The sequence below is a fragment of the Vibrio ouci genome, from assembly GCF_004551525.1.
Taxonomy (GTDB): Bacteria; Pseudomonadota; Gammaproteobacteria; order Enterobacterales; family Vibrionaceae; genus Vibrio; species Vibrio ouci.
Window position 1 is genome coordinate 109988 of record NZ_SATR01000005.1, and the last position, 25260, is coordinate 135247.

23 protein-coding genes are annotated in these 25260 nt (G+C 44.7%); 9 read left to right on the plus strand and 14 right to left on the minus strand.

Annotated elements, in window-relative coordinates; genetic code table 11:
* Positions 1-23 precede the first annotated feature (23 nt).
* The 5 genes from ELS82_RS05440 to ELS82_RS05460 form a co-directional block, all read right to left on the minus strand.
* Entirely contained in the window at positions 24-971 is a 948-nt protein-coding gene (locus ELS82_RS05440) for a glycosyl transferase family protein (protein ID WP_134834560.1), read from the minus strand.
* Entirely contained in the window at positions 968-1849 is an 882-nt protein-coding gene (gene cobA / locus ELS82_RS05445; RefSeq protein ID WP_134834561.1) for a uroporphyrinogen-III C-methyltransferase, read from the minus strand. Before cobA ends, ELS82_RS05440 begins: the two co-directional genes overlap by 4 nt.
* 10 nt (positions 1850-1859) lie before the next feature.
* Positions 1860-4475, minus strand: a complete 2616-nt coding sequence (locus ELS82_RS05450) for a nitrate reductase (RefSeq protein ID WP_134834562.1) — start codon at positions 4473-4475, stop codon at positions 1860-1862.
* 271 nt (positions 4476-4746) lie between these two features.
* On the minus strand, positions 4747-6192 hold the full coding sequence (gene viaA, locus ELS82_RS05455) for an ATPase RavA stimulator ViaA (RefSeq protein ID WP_134834563.1): 1446 nt from the start codon (positions 6190-6192) through the stop codon (positions 4747-4749).
* 9 nt (positions 6193-6201) lie between these two features.
* Positions 6202-7866 carry an ATPase RavA domain-containing protein gene (locus ELS82_RS05460; protein WP_134834564.1) on the minus strand — a complete coding sequence of 555 codons (1665 nt, stop codon included), beginning with the start codon at positions 7864-7866 and terminating at the stop codon, positions 6202-6204.
* A gap of 272 nt (positions 7867-8138) precedes the next feature.
* Between ELS82_RS05460 and ELS82_RS05465 the strand changes: the two genes are divergently transcribed.
* The 3 genes from ELS82_RS05465 to ELS82_RS05475 all read left to right on the plus strand — a co-directional run bounded on the left by ELS82_RS05465 (position 8139) and on the right by ELS82_RS05475 (position 10081).
* Positions 8139-8663, plus strand: coding sequence for an NUDIX hydrolase (locus tag ELS82_RS05465; protein WP_134834565.1), 525 nt, complete (start codon positions 8139-8141; stop codon positions 8661-8663).
* Positions 8664-8674: 11 nt separating this feature from the next.
* Positions 8675-9679, plus strand: a complete 1005-nt coding sequence (ltaE, locus tag ELS82_RS05470; RefSeq protein WP_134834566.1) for a low-specificity L-threonine aldolase — start codon at positions 8675-8677, stop codon at positions 9677-9679.
* Positions 9680-9769: 90 nt separating this feature from the next.
* Entirely contained in the window at positions 9770-10081 is a 312-nt protein-coding gene (locus tag ELS82_RS05475) for a c-type cytochrome (protein WP_134834567.1), read from the plus strand.
* Positions 10082-10137: 56 nt separating this feature from the next.
* Here the strand turns inward: ELS82_RS05475 and ppiC are convergent, their stop codons facing one another.
* Positions 10138-10416, minus strand: a complete 279-nt coding sequence (gene ppiC, locus ELS82_RS05480) for a peptidylprolyl isomerase PpiC (RefSeq protein WP_005472248.1) — start codon at positions 10414-10416, stop codon at positions 10138-10140.
* A gap of 192 nt (positions 10417-10608) precedes the next feature.
* Between ppiC and ELS82_RS05485 the strand changes: the two genes are divergently transcribed.
* Both ELS82_RS05485 and ELS82_RS05490 read left to right on the plus strand, forming a co-directional pair.
* Complete coding sequence (locus tag ELS82_RS05485; RefSeq protein WP_134834568.1) at positions 10609-11535, plus strand: chemotaxis protein; 927 nt, start codon at positions 10609-10611, stop codon at positions 11533-11535.
* Positions 11536-11703: 168 nt separating this feature from the next.
* Positions 11704-12720, plus strand: a complete 1017-nt coding sequence (locus tag ELS82_RS05490; RefSeq protein ID WP_134834569.1) for a GGDEF domain-containing protein — start codon at positions 11704-11706, stop codon at positions 12718-12720.
* Positions 12721-12810: 90 nt separating this feature from the next.
* On the opposite strand, the gene ELS82_RS05495 is transcribed toward ELS82_RS05490, so the two are convergent.
* Positions 12811-13743 carry a DHH family phosphoesterase gene (locus tag ELS82_RS05495; RefSeq protein ID WP_134834570.1) on the minus strand — a complete coding sequence of 311 codons (933 nt, stop codon included), beginning with the start codon at positions 13741-13743 and terminating at the stop codon, positions 12811-12813.
* Between the two features lie 209 nt (positions 13744-13952).
* On the opposite strand from ELS82_RS05495, the gene ELS82_RS05500 reads away from it, so the two are divergent.
* A complete protein-coding gene (locus tag ELS82_RS05500; RefSeq protein WP_134834571.1) occupies positions 13953-14219 on the plus strand; it encodes a putative hemolysin in 267 nt (88 codons plus the stop codon).
* Positions 14220-14393: 174 nt separating this feature from the next.
* A complete protein-coding gene (locus tag ELS82_RS05505) occupies positions 14394-15092 on the plus strand; it encodes a hypothetical protein (protein ID WP_134834572.1) in 699 nt (232 codons plus the stop codon).
* Here ELS82_RS05505 and ELS82_RS05510 read toward each other — a convergent pair.
* Positions 15046-15879: a YdcF family protein gene (locus tag ELS82_RS05510; RefSeq protein ID WP_134834573.1), complete on the minus strand. Its 834-nt coding sequence runs from the start codon at positions 15877-15879 to the stop codon at positions 15046-15048. The two genes, ELS82_RS05505 and ELS82_RS05510, sit on opposite strands and share 47 nt — an antisense overlap.
* A gap of 187 nt (positions 15880-16066) precedes the next feature.
* On the opposite strand from ELS82_RS05510, the gene ELS82_RS05515 reads away from it, so the two are divergent.
* Positions 16067-17437, plus strand: coding sequence for an L-serine ammonia-lyase (locus ELS82_RS05515; protein WP_134834574.1), 1371 nt, complete (start codon positions 16067-16069; stop codon positions 17435-17437).
* Here ELS82_RS05515 and ELS82_RS05520 read toward each other — a convergent pair.
* From ELS82_RS05520 to ELS82_RS05530, 3 genes are all read right to left on the minus strand, one after another.
* Complete coding sequence (locus ELS82_RS05520) at positions 17409-18320, minus strand: LysR substrate-binding domain-containing protein (RefSeq protein ID WP_134834575.1); 912 nt, start codon at positions 18318-18320, stop codon at positions 17409-17411. The genes ELS82_RS05515 and ELS82_RS05520 overlap by 29 nt on opposite strands.
* A gap of 57 nt (positions 18321-18377) precedes the next feature.
* Positions 18378-19778: an FAD-dependent oxidoreductase gene (locus ELS82_RS05525; RefSeq protein ID WP_134834576.1), complete on the minus strand. Its 1401-nt coding sequence runs from the start codon at positions 19776-19778 to the stop codon at positions 18378-18380.
* A 140-nt stretch (positions 19779-19918) separates the two neighbouring features.
* Positions 19919-21043: a M14 family metallopeptidase gene (locus ELS82_RS05530; protein ID WP_134834577.1), complete on the minus strand. Its 1125-nt coding sequence runs from the start codon at positions 21041-21043 to the stop codon at positions 19919-19921.
* 279 nt (positions 21044-21322) lie between these two features.
* On the opposite strand from ELS82_RS05530, the gene ELS82_RS05535 reads away from it, so the two are divergent.
* Complete coding sequence (locus ELS82_RS05535) at positions 21323-22798, plus strand: peptide MFS transporter (RefSeq protein ID WP_134834578.1); 1476 nt, start codon at positions 21323-21325, stop codon at positions 22796-22798.
* Between the two features lie 87 nt (positions 22799-22885).
* Here ELS82_RS05535 and ELS82_RS05540 read toward each other — a convergent pair whose 3' ends face one another.
* From ELS82_RS05540 to phnR, 3 genes are all read right to left on the minus strand, one after another.
* A complete protein-coding gene (locus tag ELS82_RS05540; RefSeq protein ID WP_134834579.1) occupies positions 22886-23242 on the minus strand; it encodes a DUF3316 domain-containing protein in 357 nt (118 codons plus the stop codon).
* Positions 23243-23575: 333 nt separating this feature from the next.
* Positions 23576-24478 (minus strand): EamA family transporter, encoded by a 903-nt coding sequence (locus ELS82_RS05545; protein ID WP_134834580.1) that lies wholly within the window; start codon positions 24476-24478, stop codon positions 23576-23578.
* A gap of 76 nt (positions 24479-24554) precedes the next feature.
* Positions 24555-25259, minus strand: a complete 705-nt coding sequence (gene phnR, locus ELS82_RS05550; RefSeq protein ID WP_134834581.1) for a phosphonate utilization transcriptional regulator PhnR — start codon at positions 25257-25259, stop codon at positions 24555-24557.
* Position 25260 lies beyond the last annotated feature (1 nt).

Here is a 25260-nt window from a genome sequence, read left to right on the forward strand (position 1 = left end):
AGAAGGAGGCTATATGTTACAGATTAACGACAGTAGTCGGCCCAAAGTGCATAAGCTTTTTCGAATGAACGTTCAAGATCATTCAACTCAGCAAACAGCGTCGCCGCCATTGTTGAAACAACGGTATTCGCCATCATATTGAGGTTTTCTTCTGGGGTATCAAACACGCATTTCTCTGGCAAGGGGATATCTGTCAGCATACGTTCCGTCCAATAGTGAGACTCAACTCCTCTTGGTGTACTTACCCACACTGTTTGGCTTACTTTTGGGTTGTATTCAGATTCGCCTGACTGACCTTTAAATGAAACCACCGCGTGACGGGTTAAACCCACTTCACTTTCAATGTCGGCATGAAGCTGTTGAAAGCCAGGGTGAAAGCTACCGCGCAGACCAAGCTTAGCGCCTCCGGGATTTAACGCTCGAACAACGGTGTTGATTGGCGTACGCAAACCATAGCGATTTTTCCAACCAATCATAGTCTCAGCTTGGGGTGCAAAGTGTTTTAGTGGCAAGTAAACAATGCCCTTTTGCTCAAGAAGTTGCTGTGCATGTTCCGGTGAATTTGCCTGAGCTACATTGAGCTTATCCAAATAATCTTCTGCATGTAAACGGCCCGCTGGACGGTCATGATAACCATGTAACAGGACTTTATAACCACTGTCCGCTAGGAGCTTCGCCGCCAATAAGTGCCAAGGCTGGCCTGCATTTTGTCGTTTGCCCGCATAGCAAGGCCAATCAATATCCGCACCTAAATTCGGTACGCGAGATTGGAAAGCTTTAACGAAACCTGCGATCTCTTGTTTAGTTTCATTCTGAACGCGAATAAGCATTAGCAACATCGCCATCTGATCGTCACCAACCTGACCATCAAGATATTCATCCATGACTTGATAGGCCTGCTCAAACGTGAGGGGTTTACGCCCACGCTCTCCACGACCTACCGTGCGAATACACTCCAAAATTGTGCTCATACTACCTCTTGAGAAATAACTGACTCTACGGTCTTTTCTAGCTCTTCTCGCAGTTTGACTACTTCGCCTAAGATAATCAATGCTGGGCTAACGCCTTTTAGTTCGTTCGCTTTTGAAGTGAGCGACTCTAGCGATGAAATATGAACCTTTTGTTGACGACTACAGCCATGGGTAATGATGGCCAACGGGAAGTCTCCTCTAAGCCCATTTTCTAGCAGGCCTAGCTGTATCTCTTGCGCCTTCTCTAATCCCATGTAAAACACTAACGTCTGCCCAGCACCAACGAGTTGGGACCATGCAGGCAGTGCGCCCGTCACCACTTGGCCTGTCACAAAGGTCACGCTCCTAGCCAGTTCGCGGTGAGTAAGAGGAATCTTAGAGGATGCCGCGCAACCTATCGCCGCGGTGATACCGGGAATAACTTCAAATTCGATACCATGCTTAGCAAGCAGCAAACCTTCCTCCCCGCCTCTACCGAAAATAAATGGGTCGCCGCCTTTGAGTCTAACAACCTGCTTACCTTGCTTGGCGAGCTCAACTAAGATCTGACTGATTTCCTCTTGCTTCAAGCTAGGTTTTCCGCAGCGCTTACCCACGTAGATGTGTTGACAGGAAGAACTCGAAAAACCGAGTATGTCTCGATTTACCAAACGGTCAAAGACGATCACGTCCGCTTGCTGTATCACTTTTAACGCTTTGACGGTTAGCAAGTCCGGGTCATTTGGCCCAGCGCCCACCAGATACACTTTGCCGTAATGGCTTGCCGACTTCTTGTCAGCATCTTTCATATTACGATGGTCAACATAGTAATGATGACTAAAGCCAGCACTGCGTAAACTTTGCCCAGAACCGTCTAACATCCGTGTCTCTCTTTTCATCTTCCTGCCTCTATTTGGTAATAATGAGGGTTTGGTTGTATGAGTCCACCAAACGCTCGACCTGTGGTAAACACGAACCGCAATTACTGCCACACTTCAATGTTTTAGTAAGCTGCGATACTGACTGGCACTCACCACTTTCTAGCGCCGCCGATATTTGTTTGTCCGTGACTCGAAAGCAGCTACAAATCATCTCACTAGCATCGTACTCCGCCGCTATGGAGAGCAGTGAAGAGAAGGTTAACGTCTGGCCAATCAGATTCGCTAACTGGCTTAGATCTGAAGTAATTGGTTGGGAAGAAACAATTAGGATTGAACGGAGTATGTTAGTGCCATTTTCCTCGTCGTAACCCACTGAGAGCCAGCCTGAATCCATGTCTAACAGCACCCGTCTCTGCGAGTAGATATCCCCGATGTTAGCGACGTCTTGTTTCGTAATAGCTTGCGTGTCTGCAAATCGCCACACCTCAGCGCTTTCTTCAGATTGGAAAGATTGGTAGATAAACTCGCGCTGTTGAAACCTCTTACCGATATAAAGCCCATAAGCTTTCACACTCACTGGCAACAGTTCGACCTGCTGCGACTTAAATGCTGGCTGGCCTGACAATGGATCCGCCTCGCGGCTTAATACAGCATTAACTTGGCTGTCACCCCCGTATTTTCCTGCCCAGTGCATCGACATAAAGAGCTGATTTCGACTAAGGGCATCATCATGAACGGCTTTTGCAATCACTCGCTGTGTCGTTGCAAGGTTACGCACCTCAACCAACTGATTGCTCTCTAAGCCTAATGAGAGGGCTGACTGCGTATTGACGTAAACTGTAGGTTCGCATTCAGATGCCGCAAGGTGTGGGATATGACCTGTGCGTGTCATAGTATGCCATTGGTCACGTTGACGACCGGTGTTCAACCACCATGAGGTGTTCATCGACTTGTGGAGGTCATCAGGCACGATAAAGCGCGCTTTGCGATCGGGGAAACTAAACTGACCATTGGCTAATGGCTGTTTCCCACCCCATTGGGTAGGCTGCCACCCGTGATACTCATCATCACTAATATCGGCATATTGCGAAAGGTCGAGTAATAAGTTGGACTCTTTATTCAGTCCAGTCATCGCAGCATATTCACGAAAAACTGTCGCTTCCGAGTCAAAATCAAATCCGTTTTTCATGCCAAGTAACGCGCACAGCTTCTCTCCCACTTGGCGAATGGCTTGCCAGTCTGCCTTGGCTTCTCCTTTCGACTGCAAGAACTGCCTTTGACGCGTCAGCATTCGCTCTGAGTTGGTCACCATACCCTGTTTTTCCCCCCAACCTGCCGCAGGTAACAGTACATCGGCATACTGAGCAATATCGGAATCTTCAGTAATATCGGACACAATCACCAACGGACATTTTTCTAGCGCTTGACGAATAAAATGGCTATCTGGCATCGACACTACTGGATTGGTTGCCATAATCCAGATGACTTTGATATCGCCACGCTCAACCGCTTCAAACATTTCAACGGCTTTCAAACCTGGACGAGTAGCAAGACGCTCTGTTTGCCAAAATTGACTCACCTTCTTAATCGAATCTGCGTCAAAACCTCGATGAACCGCGAGTTGGTTTGCAAGCCCACCGACTTCGCGCCCGCCCATGGCGTTAGGCTGACCGGTGATAGAAAAAGGCCCTGCGCCCGGGTAACCGATTTTCCCTGTCGCTAGATGAGCGTTGATGATGCTATTGCCTTTATCAGCACCACTTTGTGACTGGTTAACGCCTTGGCAAAAGAGCGTCACAGTTTTGTTGGTAGTGGCGAACCAGCGGTAAAATTGGTTGAGTAACTCTTGGTTGAGCTGTAGGCGTTCACTCAGCGCCGCTACGCTATAATCTGGCGACTTTACCGTCTGAGCTAACTGTTCGAACCCTTGCGTATGCTGCGCGATGTAATCACGGCTTAGCGCTACGTTATCCATACAATAGCGCAGCAATCCGTTAAATAGAGCAATGTCGCCATCATTAGGGATAGCAAGATGCATATCCGCTTGTTGGGCAGTGACCGTCTCTCTTGGATCTATCACCACCACCTTAAGCTTAGAGTTACGCAGCTTCGCCTGTTGAATGCGACGGTAGAGTACCGGGTGAGTCCAAGCCGTATTGGCTCCACAAATAATAATCAGCTCAGCGTCATCAATGTCGGAGTAATTGATCGGGACAATGTCTTCTCCAAACGCGCGATTATGAGCAACAACGGCCGATGACATACACAGGCGAGAATTTGTATCAATATTGGCACTGCCCACCACACCTTTCATAAATTTATTCGCTAGGTAGTAGTCTTCCGTCAACAGCTGACCAGAAACGTACATAGCGGTGGCGTCTGAACCGTGGTGTTCAATAGCCTCAAAATACGCGTTAGCAATCAGATCCGTCACAGCGTCCCAACTGGTCTCGTTACCATTTACTTTGGGATAAAGAAGTCGAGACAGCATATCTAGACTCTCAGCCAATGCCGAGCCTTTAACACACAGTGCCCCTTGGTTGGCAGGATGCGATTTGTCACCAGTGATACCCAGTTGATTGACTTCGACCCCACAGCCAACGCCACAATATGGACACGCTGTTTTCGTACATTCCTTTGTCATCACCGCTCCTTAAAACGAAAAAGCCTCTCCCAAATAGGAGAGGCTTCTTTGCCTATGACGTTGTTATTTATGTTATGGCGCACTTTCGCACGCATAATAGATAACGCAAGTAGGATGCCAAGATAACATCTTATTTATAATCAGATGGTTACCGAAACTAGGTTTGGCTGCTTGCACATATTAAGTGCAGTGGAGCATTAATCGGTGCAGAGTGAATAACAAAAAAGGAGCCTATTAAGCTCCTTTGTTCTTCAAACATGTCAGCGGTGTATCACCACTTTTTCATCAAGCGGCCAACTAAGTTTGGATGGTAGGCCCAACTATGATCAAACATCGACATCAAGTCTGGGTTGCCATATTTTGACAGGCTAATCGCATGAAAACGGTTTTTGCTCTTCTTAAGCTGCTCGACTTTTTCCAGCATCTCTTCTGATTGCTTAGGGGCGATAAAATCTGAAATCACCACCATGTCAGCGTTGCGGTATTTGTCACCACTCATTAAGTCAATCGACTTCATTAACACGGGTTCAAGATCGGTACCGCCGTGGAAACTGTACGTGAGGAAATCACTCGCTTCACGAAGACCATCTTGTTTGGTTAGCTCATAGGTAATTTGCTCAGTAGAGAAGAGAATCACGTAGCAATCACGATCTTCAGCCAATGCTATTTGCATCAACGCATAGGCCATCGCTTTAGCACACTGCTCCGGAAAACCACTCATTGAACCTGATGCATCAACACAAACAATAAACGGCCCTTTTTCCACATCTGCTTGAGCGTTATCAGGACGCTGGGCACTCACTTTACGTAAAGTGCGCGACTTACCTTGCATCTTGTAGTTCATTAAGCGCTTATCGACGAGGTGCTTATAGAACACGACTTCAAGTTCAGGGTAAGCCAAAAACATGGTTTCATTCGGAAGAAGCTTGTTTAAGTCATCCCCTTCATGAATGCCGACAATATCATCGGTCGCTTGATCGGATTTCTCTTCAACAACTTGCGGCTCTTCTAGCGGCGCTTTATTTAGATCTGGGTCATCGACCTGACTTGCCATGCGGCCAAGTTTCTCGGCGATCTCTTGCAAGCCTTTATTCTTTGACAAGAATTCAGCATGGCGCTTCATTACGGTTAAATCCGTCTTGCTGAGTCTAGCCGAAGCCATATCCCATAAGCGGCCAACACTCTCATCGTCTCCACTTTCCGTCACTTTATCCATGTTTTTCATGGTTTCCATGCGTTGGTAAAGATCTTTAAGCACTTTTTCTTTGTTGGCTTCTAGCTCGGTAAGTTGTGCTTGGCGAATCGCATCTGAAAGGCTTTGATACCATTGATCACAGAAGTAATGCGGGAACATCGGGTTATTCACCCCTTTGTTCTTCTCCATAAGACGGCGGGCTTGCAAATAGAAGGCAGAATGCCATTCTAGCTGCTTAATGACTTCCGGAATCTTGTCAAAGAACTCAGCTTCATTCCAATGAATAACTTCTTGGTACAGTGACAGCTCTTGCTTAAATCGATCGGTTTCACACACTTTAGTAATGCGTTTCTTAACGCTGCCACGCCATTTTAGCAGGTGGTTCTTAACCGAGGACTTTACCCCTCTGTTTTCGGTCACCGCCATCATTTGCGAGCGCGCCATAAGATCGTTGACCGCGGAATCTATCATGCCTGAGTCCGCAATCATTAATACAAGGTTAAGTCCGTCAGCACCTAGCATTCATTTCTCCTATGCAAAGAATTGATCTAAGGTTTTGAAACGGAAGACAATACGTTCACATTCCGCTTTCGTTGATTCGAGTACTTGCTGCAAGTTCTGTAAGCTAGACTCCATCGCTCGTGGCAGTTCTTGATCGACAAAGCCATGAGGAAGCGCGCCATGGAAGTTAGAACGTACACGCAGTAAATGATGTTCTGCATGCTCAAGCTGAGCCATTGCTTGCTGAGACTTAGTTAGCCACTCTTGGTAAAGCTCTTCATCTAAGCCCTTAGTTGTTACAATTGAAACCAGCACCGCACGGTTAGCAATATCTTTGATTACAAGGTTGTTTGCGGCATCCATGTCAAAACGTAGGCGAACCAATGTAGTATTGGTATTCACGTAACCGTAAACGTCACCGTGACCTTCTTTGATCACTCTTTCTAGTTCGTTTTTAGGCACGTAGACCCAACGGCTATCACCTTTCTCAGACTCAGTGACTGACATGTTGCTTTGCAGTAGCACCAATTTAACCAAATCAAATGCGCTGCCCACTTTGTAGCTTTTCGCATCAGAAATATCGTAGCTGTGTACTTGTTTCTTGATAAGCCCTGTCGTCGACTCCATCGACAGCATCGTGCCGAATTCAGACTCAAGCTCTTCTTGGATGTCTGTCAGTTCTTCACGACATAGAGTGATTTGCTGCTCGACCTCTTGCTGATCAAATGCGTGATTAAGTGCGAAGTCTTTGATCACTTTACGCACAATGTCGCGAGACTCAGGGCTGTTCCACAGACAGTCTTGTAATAGCAAGATATCTAGTGGGTTAATTGAATCACGACCATTAAAAAACGCACTCGCTTTAAGCAGCTTAACGGCTTTCTTCCAACGACGGTCTGAGACGTACATATCCGTATCCGACGCATCTAAGCCACTTTCAGCCGTTACAGCAGATTCTAGTAACGTTTTTAATTCGTAGAGCTTTTCAAACACGTCATTGCTAAGTTCAAGCTGCTCAAGCTCTGACTGCCACTGGTGATATTCTTGATCAGTAATTGCCAAACCTTCAGGAATCGTCGCCTCTTGCGGCGTACCTACTGTCAGCATAGATTTGAAGTTTTGTTTGTCTTGAATGCGGTTAACAAACACGCGTACTAGCATACGGTCATATAGCGCTTCTAAACCACTGTCTTCATCTGGTAGCTCGTTCGATGCTGACACCAATAGACGCATTGGAACACGCTCAATCTCGTTACCATTTTTGAAGGTTTTCTCATTCACTACGGTCAATAACGTGTTCAAAATCGCTGGGCCTGCTTTCCAAATCTCATCAAGGAAAACAACCTGAGCTGTCGGTAGATAACCGTCGGTTAAACGAACGTAGCGACCATTATCTTTTAATTCTTGGATACTAAGCGGACCAAACACCTCTTCTGGCGTCGAGAAGCGCGTCATTAGATATTCGAAGTAAGATGAATTATCAAAAGCTTGGATAAGACGCTTAGCAATTAAGCTCTTTGCAATACCAGGAGGCCCCAGTAAGAAAACACTTTCACCAGCAAGGGCTGCTAGCAAGCAGAGTTTGATTGTTTCTTCACGTTCATACACACCATCAGATAGGGCTTGAGCGAGTTTATTGATTCTCTCAGACAGTAACGCTTTTTGTGAGTGAGTAACTCGACTCTGGTTCATCATCTATTGCGCTCTCCTAACGTATTAAACAACATGTGCGTATGAATAAGTTTATACAATTGTTAGCACTTTGTTACAAGTGCAATTTCAATTCTGACAACCTTTTATAGCAGAAGGCTTATTTACGTAACGCACTGAAAACAATGTTTGCAGTTTTGCGATTTTCATCACTAATCGTACGACGTAAAGTTACTCGCTTGTTACTGAGATGCTTTAACTAGAGGTGTATTGTCTGTAAGGTAATGAGGTCAATTGTCAGGGCACTAATAACAATAATGAATTCGAAGATAAAAAACCTTCATAGCTGGAAGCGTATCTCTCTTATCGAAGAAGAGGTTGATTTACCAAATGGCCAAAAAATTACCCACACTACGATTTCCCACCCTGGTGCCGCGGTAATCCTACCTATCGATGAAAATGGCAATATCATTGTTATCAATCAATTCAGGCCATCACTTAAGAAATGGTTATTGGAATTGCCAGCTGGAACGTTGGAGGATGGCGAAGCAGTCGAAGTGTGTGCCAATCGTGAGCTTGAAGAAGAGACTGGCTACAGTGCTAAAACCATGATATCTCTAGGACAGGTAACGCCTTTAGCTGGTTTTTGTGACGAGTTGCAACATCTATACGTAGCCAAAGACCTGACTTTAACTCGTCGTTACGATTGTGATGAAGACGAGGTGATTGAAGTAATTTCCCTGTCTGTTAAACAACTTGAACAAAAAATTATAAGTGGCGAAATCACAGATGCCAAAACCATCGCATGTTTAAGTAAAGCAAAGCTGTGCGGCTATATTTAGGAGATAAGATTATGGATTTTCGTTCTGATACGGTAACCAAACCGACAGAAGCGATGCGTAAAGCAATGGCAGAAGCACCAGTAGGTGATGACGTCTATGGTGATGACCCAACCGTCAACGAATTAGAACAGTGGGCAGCAGAGCGTCATGGCTTTGAAGCGGCGCTGTTTACTACATCAGGTACCCAAGCAAACCTGCTCGGCCTTATGGCCCACTGTGATCGTGGCGATGAGTATTTGTGTGGTCAGCAAGCTCACAACTACAAATATGAAGCTGGCGGTGCGGCCGTTTTAGGCTCTATTCAACCTCAACCTATTGAGAACAACCCTGATGGCTCGCTTGATTTTGGCAAGCTGAAAGCAGCGATTAAACCTGATGACAGCCATTTCGCACGTACAAAGCTGCTTAGCCTTGAAAATACCATCAACGGTAAAGTTCTTCCTTTAAGCTATCTTGCACAAGCGCGTGAGTTTGTCGATCAACATAACCTACTGCTGCACCTAGACGGGGCTCGTGTATACAACGCAGCGGCGGCTCTGGATGTTGACGTTAAAGAGATTGCGCAACATTTCGACTCAATGACCATTTGTCTATCGAAAGGCCTAGCGGCACCAATCGGTTCATTGCTATTAGGTGATAAAGCCTTTATCGATAGAGCAAGACGCTTACGTAAAATGGTCGGCGGCGGTATGCGTCAAGCAGGCATCTTAGCGGCAGCGGGTAAGCTTGCGCTGACAGAACAAGTACCTCAGCTAAAAGTTGACCACGCGAACGCGAAGCTACTAGCAGAGCGCTTGTCTGATCTTCCGGGTTTCAATGTCAATACGGACTTTGTTCAGACCAATATCGTGTTTGCCAAACTGGATGACAATGTCGATATTACAGCTATTGCGAGCAAGCTTGCTGATGAAGGTATCACGATTACCCCAGGAAACCCGATCCGTTTCGTGACTCATAAAGACATCTCACAACAAGACATTCTGCTGTTTACTGAAAAGCTAGCAAAACTGCTTTAACGAATAGTAAATTGATCTCGACCATTGAGCTTCCCCTTAGGGGAAGCTTTATTCTATTGCATATCAAAGTTGATAGATTTAGGGTTCTCTATGATACGTGCGCTGGTTTTTCTTTCTCTCATTCCATCATTAGCTTTTGCAGACGCCTCTTTCGGCGACGCTCAACTCGGTAAGGTTAAATCACCAAGCTGTATCTTTTGCCATGGAACAGATGGCACTGCAAGCAACCCAAGCTACCCGAATATCAAAGGGCAAAACGCTCAGTATCTGTTTCAATCAATGAAAGACTACCAGAACGGTAACCGACAAGGCGCGCTTGCGGAAATGATGAAGGCTCAGCTATCTCGCCTAAATGACGAAGATCTAAAAGACATTGCGGCCTATTTTTCTAGCCAGCAATAATCTCCTTATACAAAAAAGCCTTCGACAGTATCAAAGGCTTTTCTAATCAAATCCGATTAAGTGCGGTATAGCACCTTCACTACATGCCAACCAAATTTGGTCTTCACTAGGTGCGGAACCAGTGTTTCACCAGAGAAGCATACTTTATCGAACTGAGGGACCATTTGGCCACGGCGGAATTCACCAAGATCGCCACCTTTTTTGCCTGATGGACAGGTGGAATATTTCTTAGCCAAAGTCTGAAATTTCGCGCCTTTCTTTAGCTGTTTGATGATGTCTTCTGCTTGCTCTTTGTGCTTAACTAAAATATGAAGAGCCGCTGCTGTGTTAGCCATGTTGATGCCTCTTGAGATATGACTGAGTTGGCGCGGATTGTACCGGATAATGGTGAAATCTTCATCCAGCCAATTAATAAATTAAAAAAACATCTAGTACTTATGTATTAACGCATCGAATTTGATCAACATCCATTGAACATCAACTCAATTCCGCTACCATTGAATTAAGACACCAAAGAGAAAATCTTCATGGCAAAACCGGTTAGTAAAGCGAATCAATCCCAAGGTATGTTGATGTTTACATTAACGCAAAGTAAACAGCTATTTGCCATAGGAACGCTAAAGGTGAGAGAAATCGTTCCTTTTCAAGTAACGACTCAGATTCCCTACTCCCACCACCATGTCGTTGGTACGGTCTCCCTACGTGGTAAAACCATTCCAGTGATCAATATGCCTGCAGCCATTGGATTTCGCCCTATACAGCCTGATGAATACCAATCGTGCTATCTGATCGTTACCGACTGCCTACGAACTGTGGTTGCCTTCATGGTACGTTCAATTGAAAAGATTATTGAGTGTGACTGGAAATCGATTGAGTCAGCACCAGAAACTGTCGGTCACAATGTGTTTGTTACTGGTATTACGCGCTTTGAAGAAAAAATCGTGCAGATGCTCGACGTCGAGTTGCTGCTCTCTAAAATTTACCCTCAATATGAGTCAACCAAAATCCCTATGTTGACGGACATTGAACGAGAGCGCTTAAAAGCACTGAGCATCCTATTGGTCGATGACTCTTCTATTGCTAGAAAACAACTTTCGGATGCATTAGACAGTATCAATATCCCGTATCAGATATGTAATAACGGGATTGATGCACTTCAACTGATGCGCCACGATGCCCAACAAGGTAGACCTATCGAGCTACTCGTGAGTGATATCGAAATGCCAGGCTTAGACGGCTATGAATTGGCTTTTGAAACGCAAAACGAGAGTGACCTAAGCAATAGCTACATTATCTTGCATACATCTTTATCGAGTGAGATTTGTCTTGATCGTGCAAAACAGGTCGGTGCGCATGAAGCGTTAGAGAAATTTAACGCTGGGGACTTAATCAAAGCGATGCTAAGAGGAGCTCACCAGTTAGAGCAAGGTCAACAAGAAGCCACAGTTTTATAAACCACTGGTATAACTGAACAATTTCCATACAGCACCTAGGGTTAAGTTATGATATTGTTCATAAACCTAATCAATTGTTAGAGACAAATTGATATAAGACCAAGCATCTATAAACGAGATCCGCTAATCTTATTTTATAGGATGTCTAGACATGAATGTTAATAAGAAATGACAGACGACGACTTTAAAAAATCCACAGCTAACCTTAAAAAAGCTGTGCCGTTGATGATGAAACATCACGTAGCTGCCACGCCAGCAAACTACGCGTTATGGTATACGTACGTCGATAATGTTATCCCGCAATTAAACCGCGAACTCGATAATGTCATCGGAAACTACGGCGTATGCCCACCAGCTTCGGGAGCACAGCTCTATAACAACCATATCGCTAGCCGAGCGGAAACCGATATGCACGATCTGCGTGCAAATATCGAAATATTGGTGAATGAAGTAGCGAGCTCCGTATCCGACACACTAACGGACACTTCTCAGTTTTCTAAAATGATCGATAAAAGCTTCGAAAGCTTAGAAAGAGTCGAAGATGAATCGATGTCGCTTGAAGAAGTGATGAAGGTGATTCGCCAGTTAGTCGTTGAGTCACGTGAGATCAGGCACTCTACCCGCTTCCTAAACAGCCAGTTAGAAACTGCGACCAACGAAATCCAGCAGCTTAAGAGCCAGTTGGCTGAAGTTCAGCAAGATGCCCTCTTTGACTCCCTCACGAGTCTTTACAACCGTAGAGCCTTTGATGGAGATTTGAATACTCTGTGTCGCTCAGAACAAAAGATGTGTTTAATCTTGGCTGATATCGACCACTTTAAGTCATTTAACGACACGTATGGCCACTTATTCGGTGATACCGTCATCAAAGCGATTGCACGACGTATCCAACTAAGTTGCCGTGATGGCATTCATGCTTATCGTTTCGGTGGAGAAGAGTTTGCTTTGATCGTGCCAAATAAATCGCTGCGAATCGCCCGTCAGTTTGCAGAAAGCTTACGCCGAGCAATCGAAAAGCTATCGATTAAAGATCGACGAACATCAGAACAAATAGGTAATATCACTATCTCATTGGGTGTGGCTGAACTACAACCCGGAGAGTCTGCAAACTCTTTGATCGATCGCGCAGACAAATTACTGTATGAAGCGAAAGAACTTGGCCGCAACCGCGTAATGCCGCTTTAAGTCCTTAACACCATTAAGCAAAAAGAAAATAAAAAGCCCCTGTAAGTGATTACAGGGGTTTTTACATTCATTCAGTCATCCACTTCTCAATTAACCATCATTAGTTATTGCCGTGATCAGCTCTTGCTGCACTTGGTCAGATTTATCATTATCAATCTGACACGTCCCTGCCGCTTTATGGCCTCCGCCGCCATATTTCAGCATTAGCTCACCAACATTGGTCTTAGAGCTGCGATCAAAAATGGACTTACCCGTCGCAAACACGGTATTTTGCTTCTGGAATCCCCACAACTTGTGAATTGAGATATTGCAGTTTGGGTAGAGCGCATAAATTACAAATCGGTTACCTGCATAGATAACCTCTTCTCCAGTGAGATCAAGAAAAACCAGATTGTCATGGACCGTCGCACAACGCTGAATCTGATCTTTGAACAAGTTTTCATGCTCACGGTACAGTTCAATACGCTCTTTCACATCCGGAAGGTCTAGAATCTCTTCAATTGAGTGATTCTTGCAGTACTCAATCAAGTCCATCATTAGGTTGTAATTGGAGATACGGAACTCTCTAAAACGGCCAAGCCCGGTACGAGCATCCATCAAGAAGTTCAGTAGATTCCAACCTGTCGAATCCAACACTTCGTCACGGTTAAACTGAGCTGAATCGCCTTTATCCACCGCTTCCATCATATCTAACCAATCACTTGGGAAAGTCGCTTCCCCACCGTAGTGCTCCCATACGACACGGGCAGCAGACGGCGCTTCTGGGTCAATAATGTGGTTCTTCCTCTCTCCTTGGTTGCGAATCATCTCAGAGAGGTGATGGTCAAATACCAAATAGGCATCTTTCACATACGGTAAGTTGGTAACAATATCATTCGAAGTAATCTCAATTACTCCGTCTTGCATATCTTTAGGGTGAACGAACTTGATATCGTCAATGAGGTCGAGTTGTTTAAGCAAAACTGCACACACTAAACCATCAAAATCACTACGAGTTACAAGTCGATATTTTTGTTCCGACATCAGGCACTTCCTATGCTAAGTCTGACTAGGTTAAAGTATACGATACCTTATTATAACTAACGCAAACCTTTCAATGCTGTTCCATTACAATGTGAAATATCTCTTTATAATTTTAGACAGCGGCGACTTTTTGACAAACCTAACACAGATTTTTTCATTAAAGAGCCTATAATCGATGGGTTAATGATTGATCCAACTAAGGAAATTTTATGAAAAGAGCATGTATCGTGATGTCTGTGATCAGTGCTGCTGTATTGGCTGGTTGTGCGAGTGAGCCTGATGAATACGAAGTAAAAGAGTACACTTCTATGGCTAACCCAGCTGCAGTTTACTGCGTTCAACAGGGCGGCGAGCTTGAAACAGTCAATGAAAATGAGATGCGTGTGACTTACTGCGTTCTATCTGATGATGAACGCGTTGAGCAGTGGGAATACTACCGAAACAGCCAAAAGAATGAACAACAGTCGCAAGGTTAATCACCTATCGTGACATCATTTAGGCAGTAATAGGTACAAAGAGGCGTTTGCCTCTTTTTTTTGGCTTTGCAATCGAACGGTGTACAGCTCTGACATTCTTCTGACATGAGCTTTCGTGACAAAACTACAATGTGACGTGAATCACAGTTCAAACCAGTCAAGAATACTACTGCTATGAAATACGATACCCCATTAGAATCTGAGCAAGAACATCTCGATGACTCAGTAATTTCCAATCATGCCAAACGCACTTTTCAAAAAGTTGCCCTGAACGCTTTAGTCGTCGCCGCATTAGGTATATTTGTTAACCTATGCCTACGCATTGACTTCAGTCAGTTCCACCATGGTCTAGGTGAGGCTTCTTTTACTGAATCTGCGCAACTGCTTATGCTCGCAGTTACCAGCTTGAGCTTTTTCCACTTAGTGAAAGTAAAAAGCTCGGTCCATTATGCTGCAGTGCTAATGGGCGGTTTTTTCGCCGTACTATTTATTCGAGAAATGGACGTATGGTTTGATATGTTGGCACATGGCTCTTGGGTTTACCCTGCTTTGGCCATCGCTCTGTTCAGTTGCTACCTGGCCTATACCGGGGGTAAACAAACCGTCAACCAAATGGCCGCACTGCTGAATACTCGCTATATGCCTGTACTCATTACCAGCGTTGTTGTTCTGCTTGTCTTTACCCGCTTGTACGGCATGGGCTCATTCTGGCAGTCAGTTATGGGTGACAGCTACCTAAGAGAAATCAAAAATGTCTCTGAGGAAGCGACTGAGTTAATGGCTTATAGCCTTATTGCATTCGCCGCTATCAAAACTAACTTACTGATCACTCGTGCTGACGTTCTGGGTCAAGATGACGATTCAACCAAGTAAGCTGGGTATTGAGTATATCTAATTGCTCAATCAATGCTTGGCAGCACACATAAGGGGTAGTCTTCTCGACTGCCCTTTCTATTTTCTCCACCGCTTTCATACTATCACCATCGAGGTGCATCGCTTTCAAGCCCTCAAGTGCATCTAGCGCAAATCGCCATGGTAACGCTCTAACCTCAGCTAACTCGCGCTGAAATGCCCTATTCTTAACCCCTTCTAAGTACACGCGATAAGTGGTTAGCTCGTCAGCCAATAAGAAAGCGCGACCAGCCTCACCGAGATGAGGGTACTCAACAGCACAATGCTGGCTAATATCCAACGGTATTGAAAGTGACAAGCCACTTTGCGCACAACGCTGATGCAGCACTCTTAGCAGCCCTTGCTCATCCATTAGTGACTGAATTTCAAAAATTCGTTTTAGATGGTAGTCGTTGGAGACAAAGGTGACATCAATCCTTTGACCAATACTGCATAACTGGCTTTCCACTAATTTGTCCGCTGCATTTTGGATATTTTCGATGGTATTGGTCGACTGACTTTCAATGAGGATATGAGGAGGCAAGGTTTTGTTGGCAGGACGCAAGCGCAAAAACTGCTGATACATGGCTTCAGCTTCAGATGTCGTCTGACCGTCAGTTACACCACCGCAAAAAACAAACGCGGTTTCTTGAACGTTAACTTGTTCAAGCAGTTTAAAAAGTCCTTCCACTCGGCTAACACCTTCCGGCGTTAATCGGTTGTTTCGCAGCCTCTTGCCTAGGATAAGTACCACATTCGAAATGTTCATTATTTACTCATGTCTCAATTATTCCTACTGAATTACTCAGGTACTGTACATACATCGTCTTTGCCGCTAGCTTAGCAAAGGTTAAAGTTTTGTTATTTTGGTGTTGATAAGTCGAAATCTCGGTCAGATGCCATACTAGTAATTACAAGAGCCTGCCTGACGGGCCAATTCACAGGAAGTAAAGTTTATGCTGTCAATATTTGATATTTTTAAAATCGGCGTGGGGCCTTCCAGTTCTCACACCAATGGTCCGATGATCGCAGGGTATCATTTTACCCGCCTGCTGGCTGCATCGATCACTAAGGTACACCGTATTCAAGTCGACCTGTACGGTTCACTTTCTTTAACGGGCAAGGGCCACCATACCGACCGCGCAGTTATTCTCGGCCTTTTAGGCAATAAACCTGACACCATCAAAATGGCTAGCGCGAAACAAGCGCTCACCAATACCATTGATGAAGGTTACCTTGCTCTTGCTGGCGCCCATACGATCAATTTCAGCTATGAGAGTGATATCTTGTTTCACTCCGACAACCTTCCTTTACATGAAAACGGTATGACCATTACCGCCTACGACTCGCTAGGCGCGCAAATTGAGTTTGAAACCTACTATTCAATTGGTGGTGGATTCATTGCCACCGCAAAAGAGCTTGAAAACGGTGGCAATGAAAACTCGGTTGATATTCCCTTCCCATTTACGAGTGCCGACGAAATGCTCGCTATGGCGGAAAAAAATGGACTTAGCCTAGGTGGAATGATCTTACAGAACGAGCAACAATTCTTTAGTGATGATGAAATCACCCAAAAAGCAGAGCAAATTTGGAAGGTCATGTCGCTATGTATGCAACGCGGCTTTGAAACCGAGGGGGTATTAGAAGGTGGACTTGAAGTCACAAGGCGCGCCCCTAACCTGCTAAAGAAACTAGAAGCCAACGCAGCAATTGAGAATGACCCAATGGAAATCATGGATTGGATCAACTTGTTTGCCTTCGCTGTTAGTGAAGAAAATGCCGCGGGAGGACAAGTGGTTACCTCTCCAACTAATGGCGCTGCAGGTGTTATTCCGGCGGTACTAATGTATTACCATCGCTTTATTAGAGAGCTCGATACCAAGCAGTTAAAAGACTTTATTGCGGTCGCTGGCGCAATTGGCATCTTATACAAAACCAATGCCTCTATTTCTGGTGCTGAGGTTGGCTGCCAAGGTGAAGTCGGAGTTTCCTCATCGATGGCTGCCGCTGGCCTAACTGCACTGCGTGGTGGCAGCAACGAACAAATCTGCATTGCCGCTGAAATCGCTATGGAGCACTCACTAGGTATGACCTGTGACCCGATTGGTGGTTTAGTTCAGGTACCGTGTATTGAACGTAATGCGATGGGAGCAATGAAAGCGATTAACGCCTCACGAATGGCGCTCAAACGTACGAGCAAATGTCTCATCTCTTTAGATAAAGTCATCGCGACCATGTATCAAACAGGTAAAGATATGAACCGCAAATATCGAGAAACTTCTCTCGGTGGCCTAGCCGTTATCCATATGTCTCCGCCTTGTGAGTGATCATCGCTTGCTCTAGCCAAGTGACGAATATTGCAACGCTCTCTTTTGTCGGGTTATGACAAATTAAATAGTGCCCACCTGCAGTGGGCACTTGTTTTGAATAAACCTGTACCAATTGACCCCGATCCACTAATTCATCGACCAACACATCTTTTACCAGCAACACCCCGAGCCCATTAAGTGCCGCTTCGATAGAGAGTGAAGAGTGATCAAACTGTAATGCTGGCTTGATCCATTCACCGTCATAATCCGAATGTGAGAACCAATGCTCCCAACTCTCCGTGTACCCCGTGGTCATTATTTTTTCAGCCTGCGCTATTTGCTCGACAGACATAGGTAACGATGCGTTGACATAATCTGGGGCAGCAACCACTACCCAAGATTCATTGGTTAGATAACGCTGCTGAGGGTCATGACAATTTCTAGTGCCGTTAATAATTTCGACATCAGCGAAACCACTGCCATTTGGGTAGGCACTTGAGGTCGATGAAAACTTGAGCTCAATATCAGGATATTGACGTCGAAAATCGCTAAGTCTAGAAATCAACCATTTGATACAGAAGCTTTGCGCGACAGATAAAATGACGGTGTGTCGCTGCTTGCGAGCAAATAGTTGTTCCGTTCCGACCGAGAGAGAGTGGAAGGTTTGTGTCAGCAGAGGAAGGTAGTACTTTGCGTCATGTGTCAGTGTCAGCTTCGCTCCTTTACGCTCAAACAAAGCGGCGCCCAGATACCCTTCTAACTGCTTTACTTGCTGGCTGACAGCGGCCCGCGTGACATGCAGCTCTTCAGCCGCTTTGGTTAAGCTCTGCAGTCGAGCGGCAGATTCAAAGGCTTTTAGTGCATTTAAAGGCGGAAGAAATCGAGAGGTAGAAAGCGACATGACGACGGATTTGGCATAGATAAAACGCTACTATGCCAAACCAGTGTGACAACAAGGTTACTCGACTTTATCTGCTTTACCCGCCGCTGCTCCCGCAAGCTTAGACAGCCACTTATCCCAAACAAAAGGCCGCTGTTCGTTATCTTCCGCTTCTTCTTTGCGTCGTACTGCGTTTCTTACCATCATAGCACCAAGCCATCTGATAGGTTCTGGTGGAAACTGACCTAGTGGGCCCTGCGCCAGTCCACATTGGCTCCATTGATTATCTTGATCCATAACTAGAGAAGAGAGAATTTTTGCGCCAATACGTGTCTGAGCAACCCCATTGCCGGAATAACCAAAGCCGTAAACAATATTGGGCTGGTTATCTAAATGACCAAAGAATGGCAACCCCGTTACGCTGCGGTCAGATGCCCCCGTCCAGTTATAAGCGAACTCTGAATCACTCAAGCTTGGAAAAAGCTTATCGAAGGATGCTCTCAATAGCTGAGTATAACCGGACTGACGGTTAAACATCACATCCACTTTGTTACCAAACGAAAAGTGATTACCGCCCTTACCTAGCATCAACCTTCCATCTGCGGTATCACGGTAATAGTGGACAAAAATACGAGAGTCCACGACCGTCGAGCCTTTTTGTAGATTCATCGCCGCTAGCTTTTCAGGCAATGGCTCAGTAATCACCATATCAGACGAAACCACCACAATACTGTTAGTAAATTGCTTGAAATGGTCCAACATCCAAGCATTTAATCCCAATACCACCTTTTGCGCCGAGATCATTCCCTTGGGCGTTTTAATCACGGCTGGTCGACCATATTCAAGCGATTCCATTGGCGTGTTTTCAAACACTTGCACGCCAAGTTTTAGCGCAACTTGGCGCAGGCCTCTAACGAGTAGTGCTGGCTGAACGCTCGCGGCCGCAGGTGAGTAATACCCTTCTTTATGTCGATAAGAGCCTGCTTTAGATTCAACGTCACCGCATTGAGCCCAGCTATTACAGCCTAACTCCTCCAGTTGCTTGACCACAGGTGCCATTTGCCCCACTTGTGCACTGTTGGTCGCCGTATAATACGTACCATGTCGAAACAGCTCAGCATCTATCTCCTGTTCGAGACAAAATTGCTCTATTTCATAGACGGCCTTTTCTGACTCTTCCACCAACCACTTTGCTTGATGCTCACCAAACAAACGCTTCAAGGTTGGATACTTAGTCGACCAAGTCAACATACACCCACCATTCGCGCCAGATGCTCCGCTACCGCAGAGAGATTTTTCAATCACAACGACGTTAAGTTCAGGCTGCTGTTGCTTGAGTAAGATTGCTGTCCATAAACCTGTATAGCCACCACCAACAATGGCCACGTCCGCTTCAATATCTTGCTCAAGAGTATAAGTAGTGAGAGATTGTTCGCGCTCTAGTGCTTGTTTAAACCAATAAGAAAGGTGTTGAGACATGGTGATTTCCTTAAATTGAATTTAAAGAAATGCTACACGGGGAATGGCGACGCGCACAGCGAGGATAACTGTACAAAATCGTTAGAAATACTTACGAAAAAGCGCGGTGAGTTCCGCGCTTTGTTTACTCTGAAAAGTGACTAGACTTTATCAACCACAGCAAGTGTTGCTGCCAGCATATCATGACCAAACTTCACGCTACGCTCTGGCGACCAGCCATACAACGGGTCAGGGTAATCATTGTTGTCTTTAAACGGCATTTCAATCGTGTAAGAAAGGCACTTAAACTGCTCACCAACCCAGTTCGAACCAACCGTTAAGTTGGCTTTGCCTGGCTCATCCTTATCGTAACCATATTCATCTTGGAATTCGGGGGTCACCGTGTGCAGCGCTTGCTTAAACGCATTCTCCAAATTAGCTAAACGCTCATCATATGACGGGATACCTTCAGAGCCTGCTGCAAAGTTGTATGGAATCGCTTCGTCACCATGAATGTCTAAGAACATATCAACGCCAGTTTCTAGCATACGCTCACGGACTAAGAATACTTCTGGACTTCGCTCCATTGACGGCGTTTGCCATTCACGGTTCAAGTTCACACCAATCGCATTACAACGTAAGTGACCTCGAATACCACCATCAGGGTTCATGTTTGGCACAACGTAAAGTACCGCATTTTCTAACAACGCACGTGCCGTAACATCATCTTCGTCCAGCAAACGCTGAATGAGACCTTCCATAAACCACTCGGCCATCGTCTCGCCTGGGTGCTGTCGAGCAATTAGCCAAATATGCTTTTTACCTTCTTCATACTCACCAAACGTCAGTAGGCTCATATCATTACCATCTAACGTTTGACCTAATGTCTCGAGCTGGCAGTGATGTGCAGACTGCGCCATATGAAGAAGATCAAGATGGCGATCATAGGTATAAGGGGCAAAATAAGCAAAATAGATAGAGCTGCGCTCTGGGATCACGGTAAACGTCAGCGTATCACCATCAAACTCAGCGGGAATGCGGAACCACTCTTCTCGATCATACGATGCAACAACATCATACCCTTTCCAGCCCTCAGGATAAGCAGAGCCTTTTAGATCCAACAAAGAGATAGTGTGAGATTGTTCCGCTTCTGTTTCTAAACGAAAGTGGAACCACTGATAAAACTCCGACTGATTGTCGTTTGGAATCTTTAATTCGATATGATCTTTATTCTCAATACTAACGACTTCAATACTACCACTATCGAAATTACTAAAAATCTTCATTGCGTTACATTCCTTATACATTTGTACAGCATTGCGCGAGGCTAACACAAAGATAGACCTTAAAAAATCGATTTACCGCTTAGATTTGTCAGCATTGTTTAGAAGATATATCCAGCGCAAACGTTTTAGATCAAGTTCATTATAAAAATTTATGCGATATTGAGAAAAAATCGTGCATCAAAAACGATTTCTGCGATAATTGTTTCAATTTATAACACACCACAACTGATAGTATATGCAGATGTTAATTCTGTGTTATGCCAACAAAATGAGACGATTATGTGGAATAAACTCAACAAATCAATGATGTTTTGCCAAGCAATGTTTGGCTTATCATTCTACGGCGTGATGGTAATTTTGACCCGTTTCTTCTTAGAAGATCTAGGGTATAGCGAAGCGGATACCATGATGGTTGTCGGTGCTTTCTCTTCTATCGGGCCACTATTTGCGATTGCCGGCGGGTTTATAGCAGATAAATTCCTTGGTGCATACCGTTCTTTAACGATCGCCTATGGTACATTCGCGACAGGTTACACACTACTGGTCCTTGGCGCTTCAGCGACTAACGTACCTATGGCTTTGGTTGGTATTGCACTGGCTAGCTACGCTCGCGGTTTGATGTCTCCTTCTTACCCAAGTCTTTACAAACGCACTTTTGCAACAGAAGAAGATTTCGAGAATGGCTACCCTGTAAACTACTCAGTGAACAATGTCGGTGCGCTATTAGGTCAATACCTATTCCCTATGTTCGTTCTTGTTATTGGCTTCCACGGTAGCTTCATGCTATCTGCGGTAATGGCAGCATTTGCCTTCGCTGTCCTTGTGGTCTTCAACAAGCAATTGGTCAATGTTGGTGCTGACATCGACCAACAGCCAGTCAGCGCAAAAAACTGGGTTGCTTTCCTCGGTCTTTCTGCAGCGATGGTTGGCTTGGTATTTTTCATGTTCTCTAACATGGATATCGGTCAAAACATCGTTTATGCGATTGGTGCGGCAGCGATCTTGTACTTCATTTCATTGATGTTCAAATCTGGTAAATCTGACGCACTTAAAATGGGTACTATCCTGATTATGACAGTGCTGACTACCTGTTTCTTCGTTTACTACGGTCAGATGATGACTTCGATGACTATGGTTACGATCAACACAATGCGTGGTGACCTATTTAACCTTATCCCTATCGCGCCAGAAGCATCAATGGCGATGAACCCGCTATGGTGTATTGTTGCTGGTCCAGTGATTGCTTACACATTCTCTTCTTTAGAGAAAAAAGGCATCAACTTCTCAACAGCAACAAAGATCGGTTTTGCCTTCATTTTCACAGCGATTGCCTTTGGCATTCTAACTATGGCGGTAGTGAACGTTGGTGAAGACGTGATTATTCGTCCAGAAATTTTCCTAGCAATTCACTTCTTCCAAGCATTTGCCGAAGTAATTGTAGGTAGCTTAGTTGTGGCGTTCATTCTGTCGGTAACACCAAAGCATATTGAAGGCTTTTCAGTATCACTATTCTCTGTTGCGATGGCATTAAGTGGTATCGTTGGTGCTGTATTCTCTACTTCTATCGCTTTAGAAAAAGGCCAAGAGATCACTCAAGAAGTGGTACAAACGGTATATGGTGACTACTTCCAGCTACTAACTATCCTTGCTGTCGTTATGGTCGCAATTGCACTGGTTTCTTCAGTTATCATCCGCAAGATGCTTGAAACTGCACGTGCAGAGCAACAACCTGAGCTTGTTAAAGCAGAAAGCTAAACTCGCCTACTAGCGGAAAATAAAAAACCCAAGCACATGCTTGGGTTTTTCATATTAATTGCTAGCAAAAACAGTTGTTCGATATAATTAATCGCGCTGACGAGCTTTATATTCGTAGCTCACATTAATCACTGGTTGATAAGCAATATCACCATCACTAGTGACTATTTCATTTACCGTCACATGTGAATTTAGTAATTCGAATGAATTTACATCGACCTGATCATTTGATGAATAATGTACTGAACGGCTCAATTCATATGGAGATTTGTCATTGATCTCCATGATCATGCTTTTACCTGCTGCAAGAGCGGCATCTCTGCTGCCCATTGGATCACCATTCATCGATTCGCTACTAACAATAGTTTGAGATGCGCCGCCTAGACCTGCAACGGCTACTGAACTGAATAACATTACGCTTGCAAAACTTATTACCTTAATCATAACTGACTCCTTTGTTTCCTTACCACTCTAATACAGAGCATATAAAGTCGAGCTATATCCACCGCTCGATTACCTATATGGTACGAACAATAAGACCTGAATGAATTAGAATTAATTGCACTTGTTATTCGAATTTTTTGATATAAGAAGATAAATATTTGTAGTAATAAAAGTAAGGGATTAATGGCGTGTAAAATGCTTGATATAATTGGTGAGTAAAATCATTAGTTTATTACTTCGAATCGAAAATAAAGAAAGTTTTACCCAACCTAAGTATTAGAGTAAATCGTTATATGGTACTGAACAAATATCATATTAAATTTAATGATCACACTACAAAACTGTCAGCACCAAACCAGCAAAAATCATCCCCGTTCCCAACAGCCGCGTCATCGCAAGCTTTTCACCAAGAAATGCCACGCCAAATACCAGCCCAAAGACAATACTGAGCTGACGCAGCGCCACTACATAGCTCACATTGGTAGTCATCGTCATCGCATAGAGCACCAAGCCATAGGTGGTTAACATCATCAAACCAGCCATCGCTGACGGCTTTCTGATTTGCCAAGCTTGTGAGAATTCCGTCCATTGACGAGTCACAGCCACATAAGTCGTGATCACCACAAAGATGACCCAAAACTGAACGCCTAAATAGAAAATTGCCGAATCAAGGCTAGTTACCCCCTCAAGAGCACTCACATTTAAAAGGTTAAGCGCTTCTTTATCGAGAATTGAATACCCAGTGGTCCCCAATGCCGCGATCAAGGCCCAAATAACACCAAGTGAACAATACTCCTTGATACTGAGTCCACGTAGTGAAGAAAGAGGTACTATCAAGCAGCCCAAAGTAATTAAAACGAACCCTAGCCAAACCTGAACTGGTAACACTTGACCAATAATGGCCGTCCCTACTCCAACCATTAGAACTGGCAATGCTCTCGCAATCGGATAGATGACGCCAATATCACCATGCTTATAAGCATGCCCCAGCCCAATCAGGTAAACGACCTGCGCAGCCCCACTGAACAGAAGAAACCAGAAAAATGTTAGAGGTAACTGCGTCCAACCAACTTGAAGCAAATACCAAGTTACAAATGGCGCTAAAATCAGCGAAGCTGCCGCGCTACTGGATAAAAAGAAAGCAGTACCGGAAGACTTATTGCTTTTACTCAACAGGTTCCATCCTGCATGAAGTAAAGCAGAAACAACTATCAGGCAAATTGCCCACAACGACATAGTGAGACCTTTTGTCAAAAGGTGAGAATAGAATATTCTCTAGGCTTACTCTTTCTAGCTAAGCCTAGAGATAAAATTAACGCTGAAGCTCTGCGATTGATTCAATGCTAATGGCGTCATGTCGCCAATATTCAATATCGCAGTCAATCAACTCACCTTGCTGATTGTAGTTCACACGTTCAACGACCATAGCCGGAGTGCCTGAAGTCGCTCTTAGGGCTTGTGCCGTCTCTCCAAGTAAACTGCTAGTACTGATACGGTAACGGATCTTTAGGTAAACCATGCCGAAATGCTCTCGGTAGATATCCGTGAGGGAATTGGACAGATCAAAATCGAGCAAGTTTGGAAACAGCTCTGGTCGAATATAGTTGGTCACATACACTACTGGACGATCTTCGAGGTATCGAACTCGATCAACTCGATACACATCGGAAAACGGCTGTAGGTTCAGCAGGCGAACCGCTTGTTTGTCGGCCAAAATACCTTTAGCCGCGATAAGCTCTGTTTTCGGCGTACGATTTTGCGCAGCCGCCATATTGCTAAAATTCAGAGTTTGAGTCGGGTCATAGCGAAGTGGCTCTGGAGAGATAAACCAGCCTCGACGGTCTTCGCGATAAATACGCCCTTCTGCTTCTAGTAAAGAGAGCGCTTCACGTAAGGTTACTCGGGTGGTATCAAACGATTCAGCTAACTTGCGTTCTGCAGGCAACTTTTGGCGCGGCGAAAGCATACCTGAATCAATTTGTTCTACGATTGAATCTTTTATCTTTACGTATTGCACG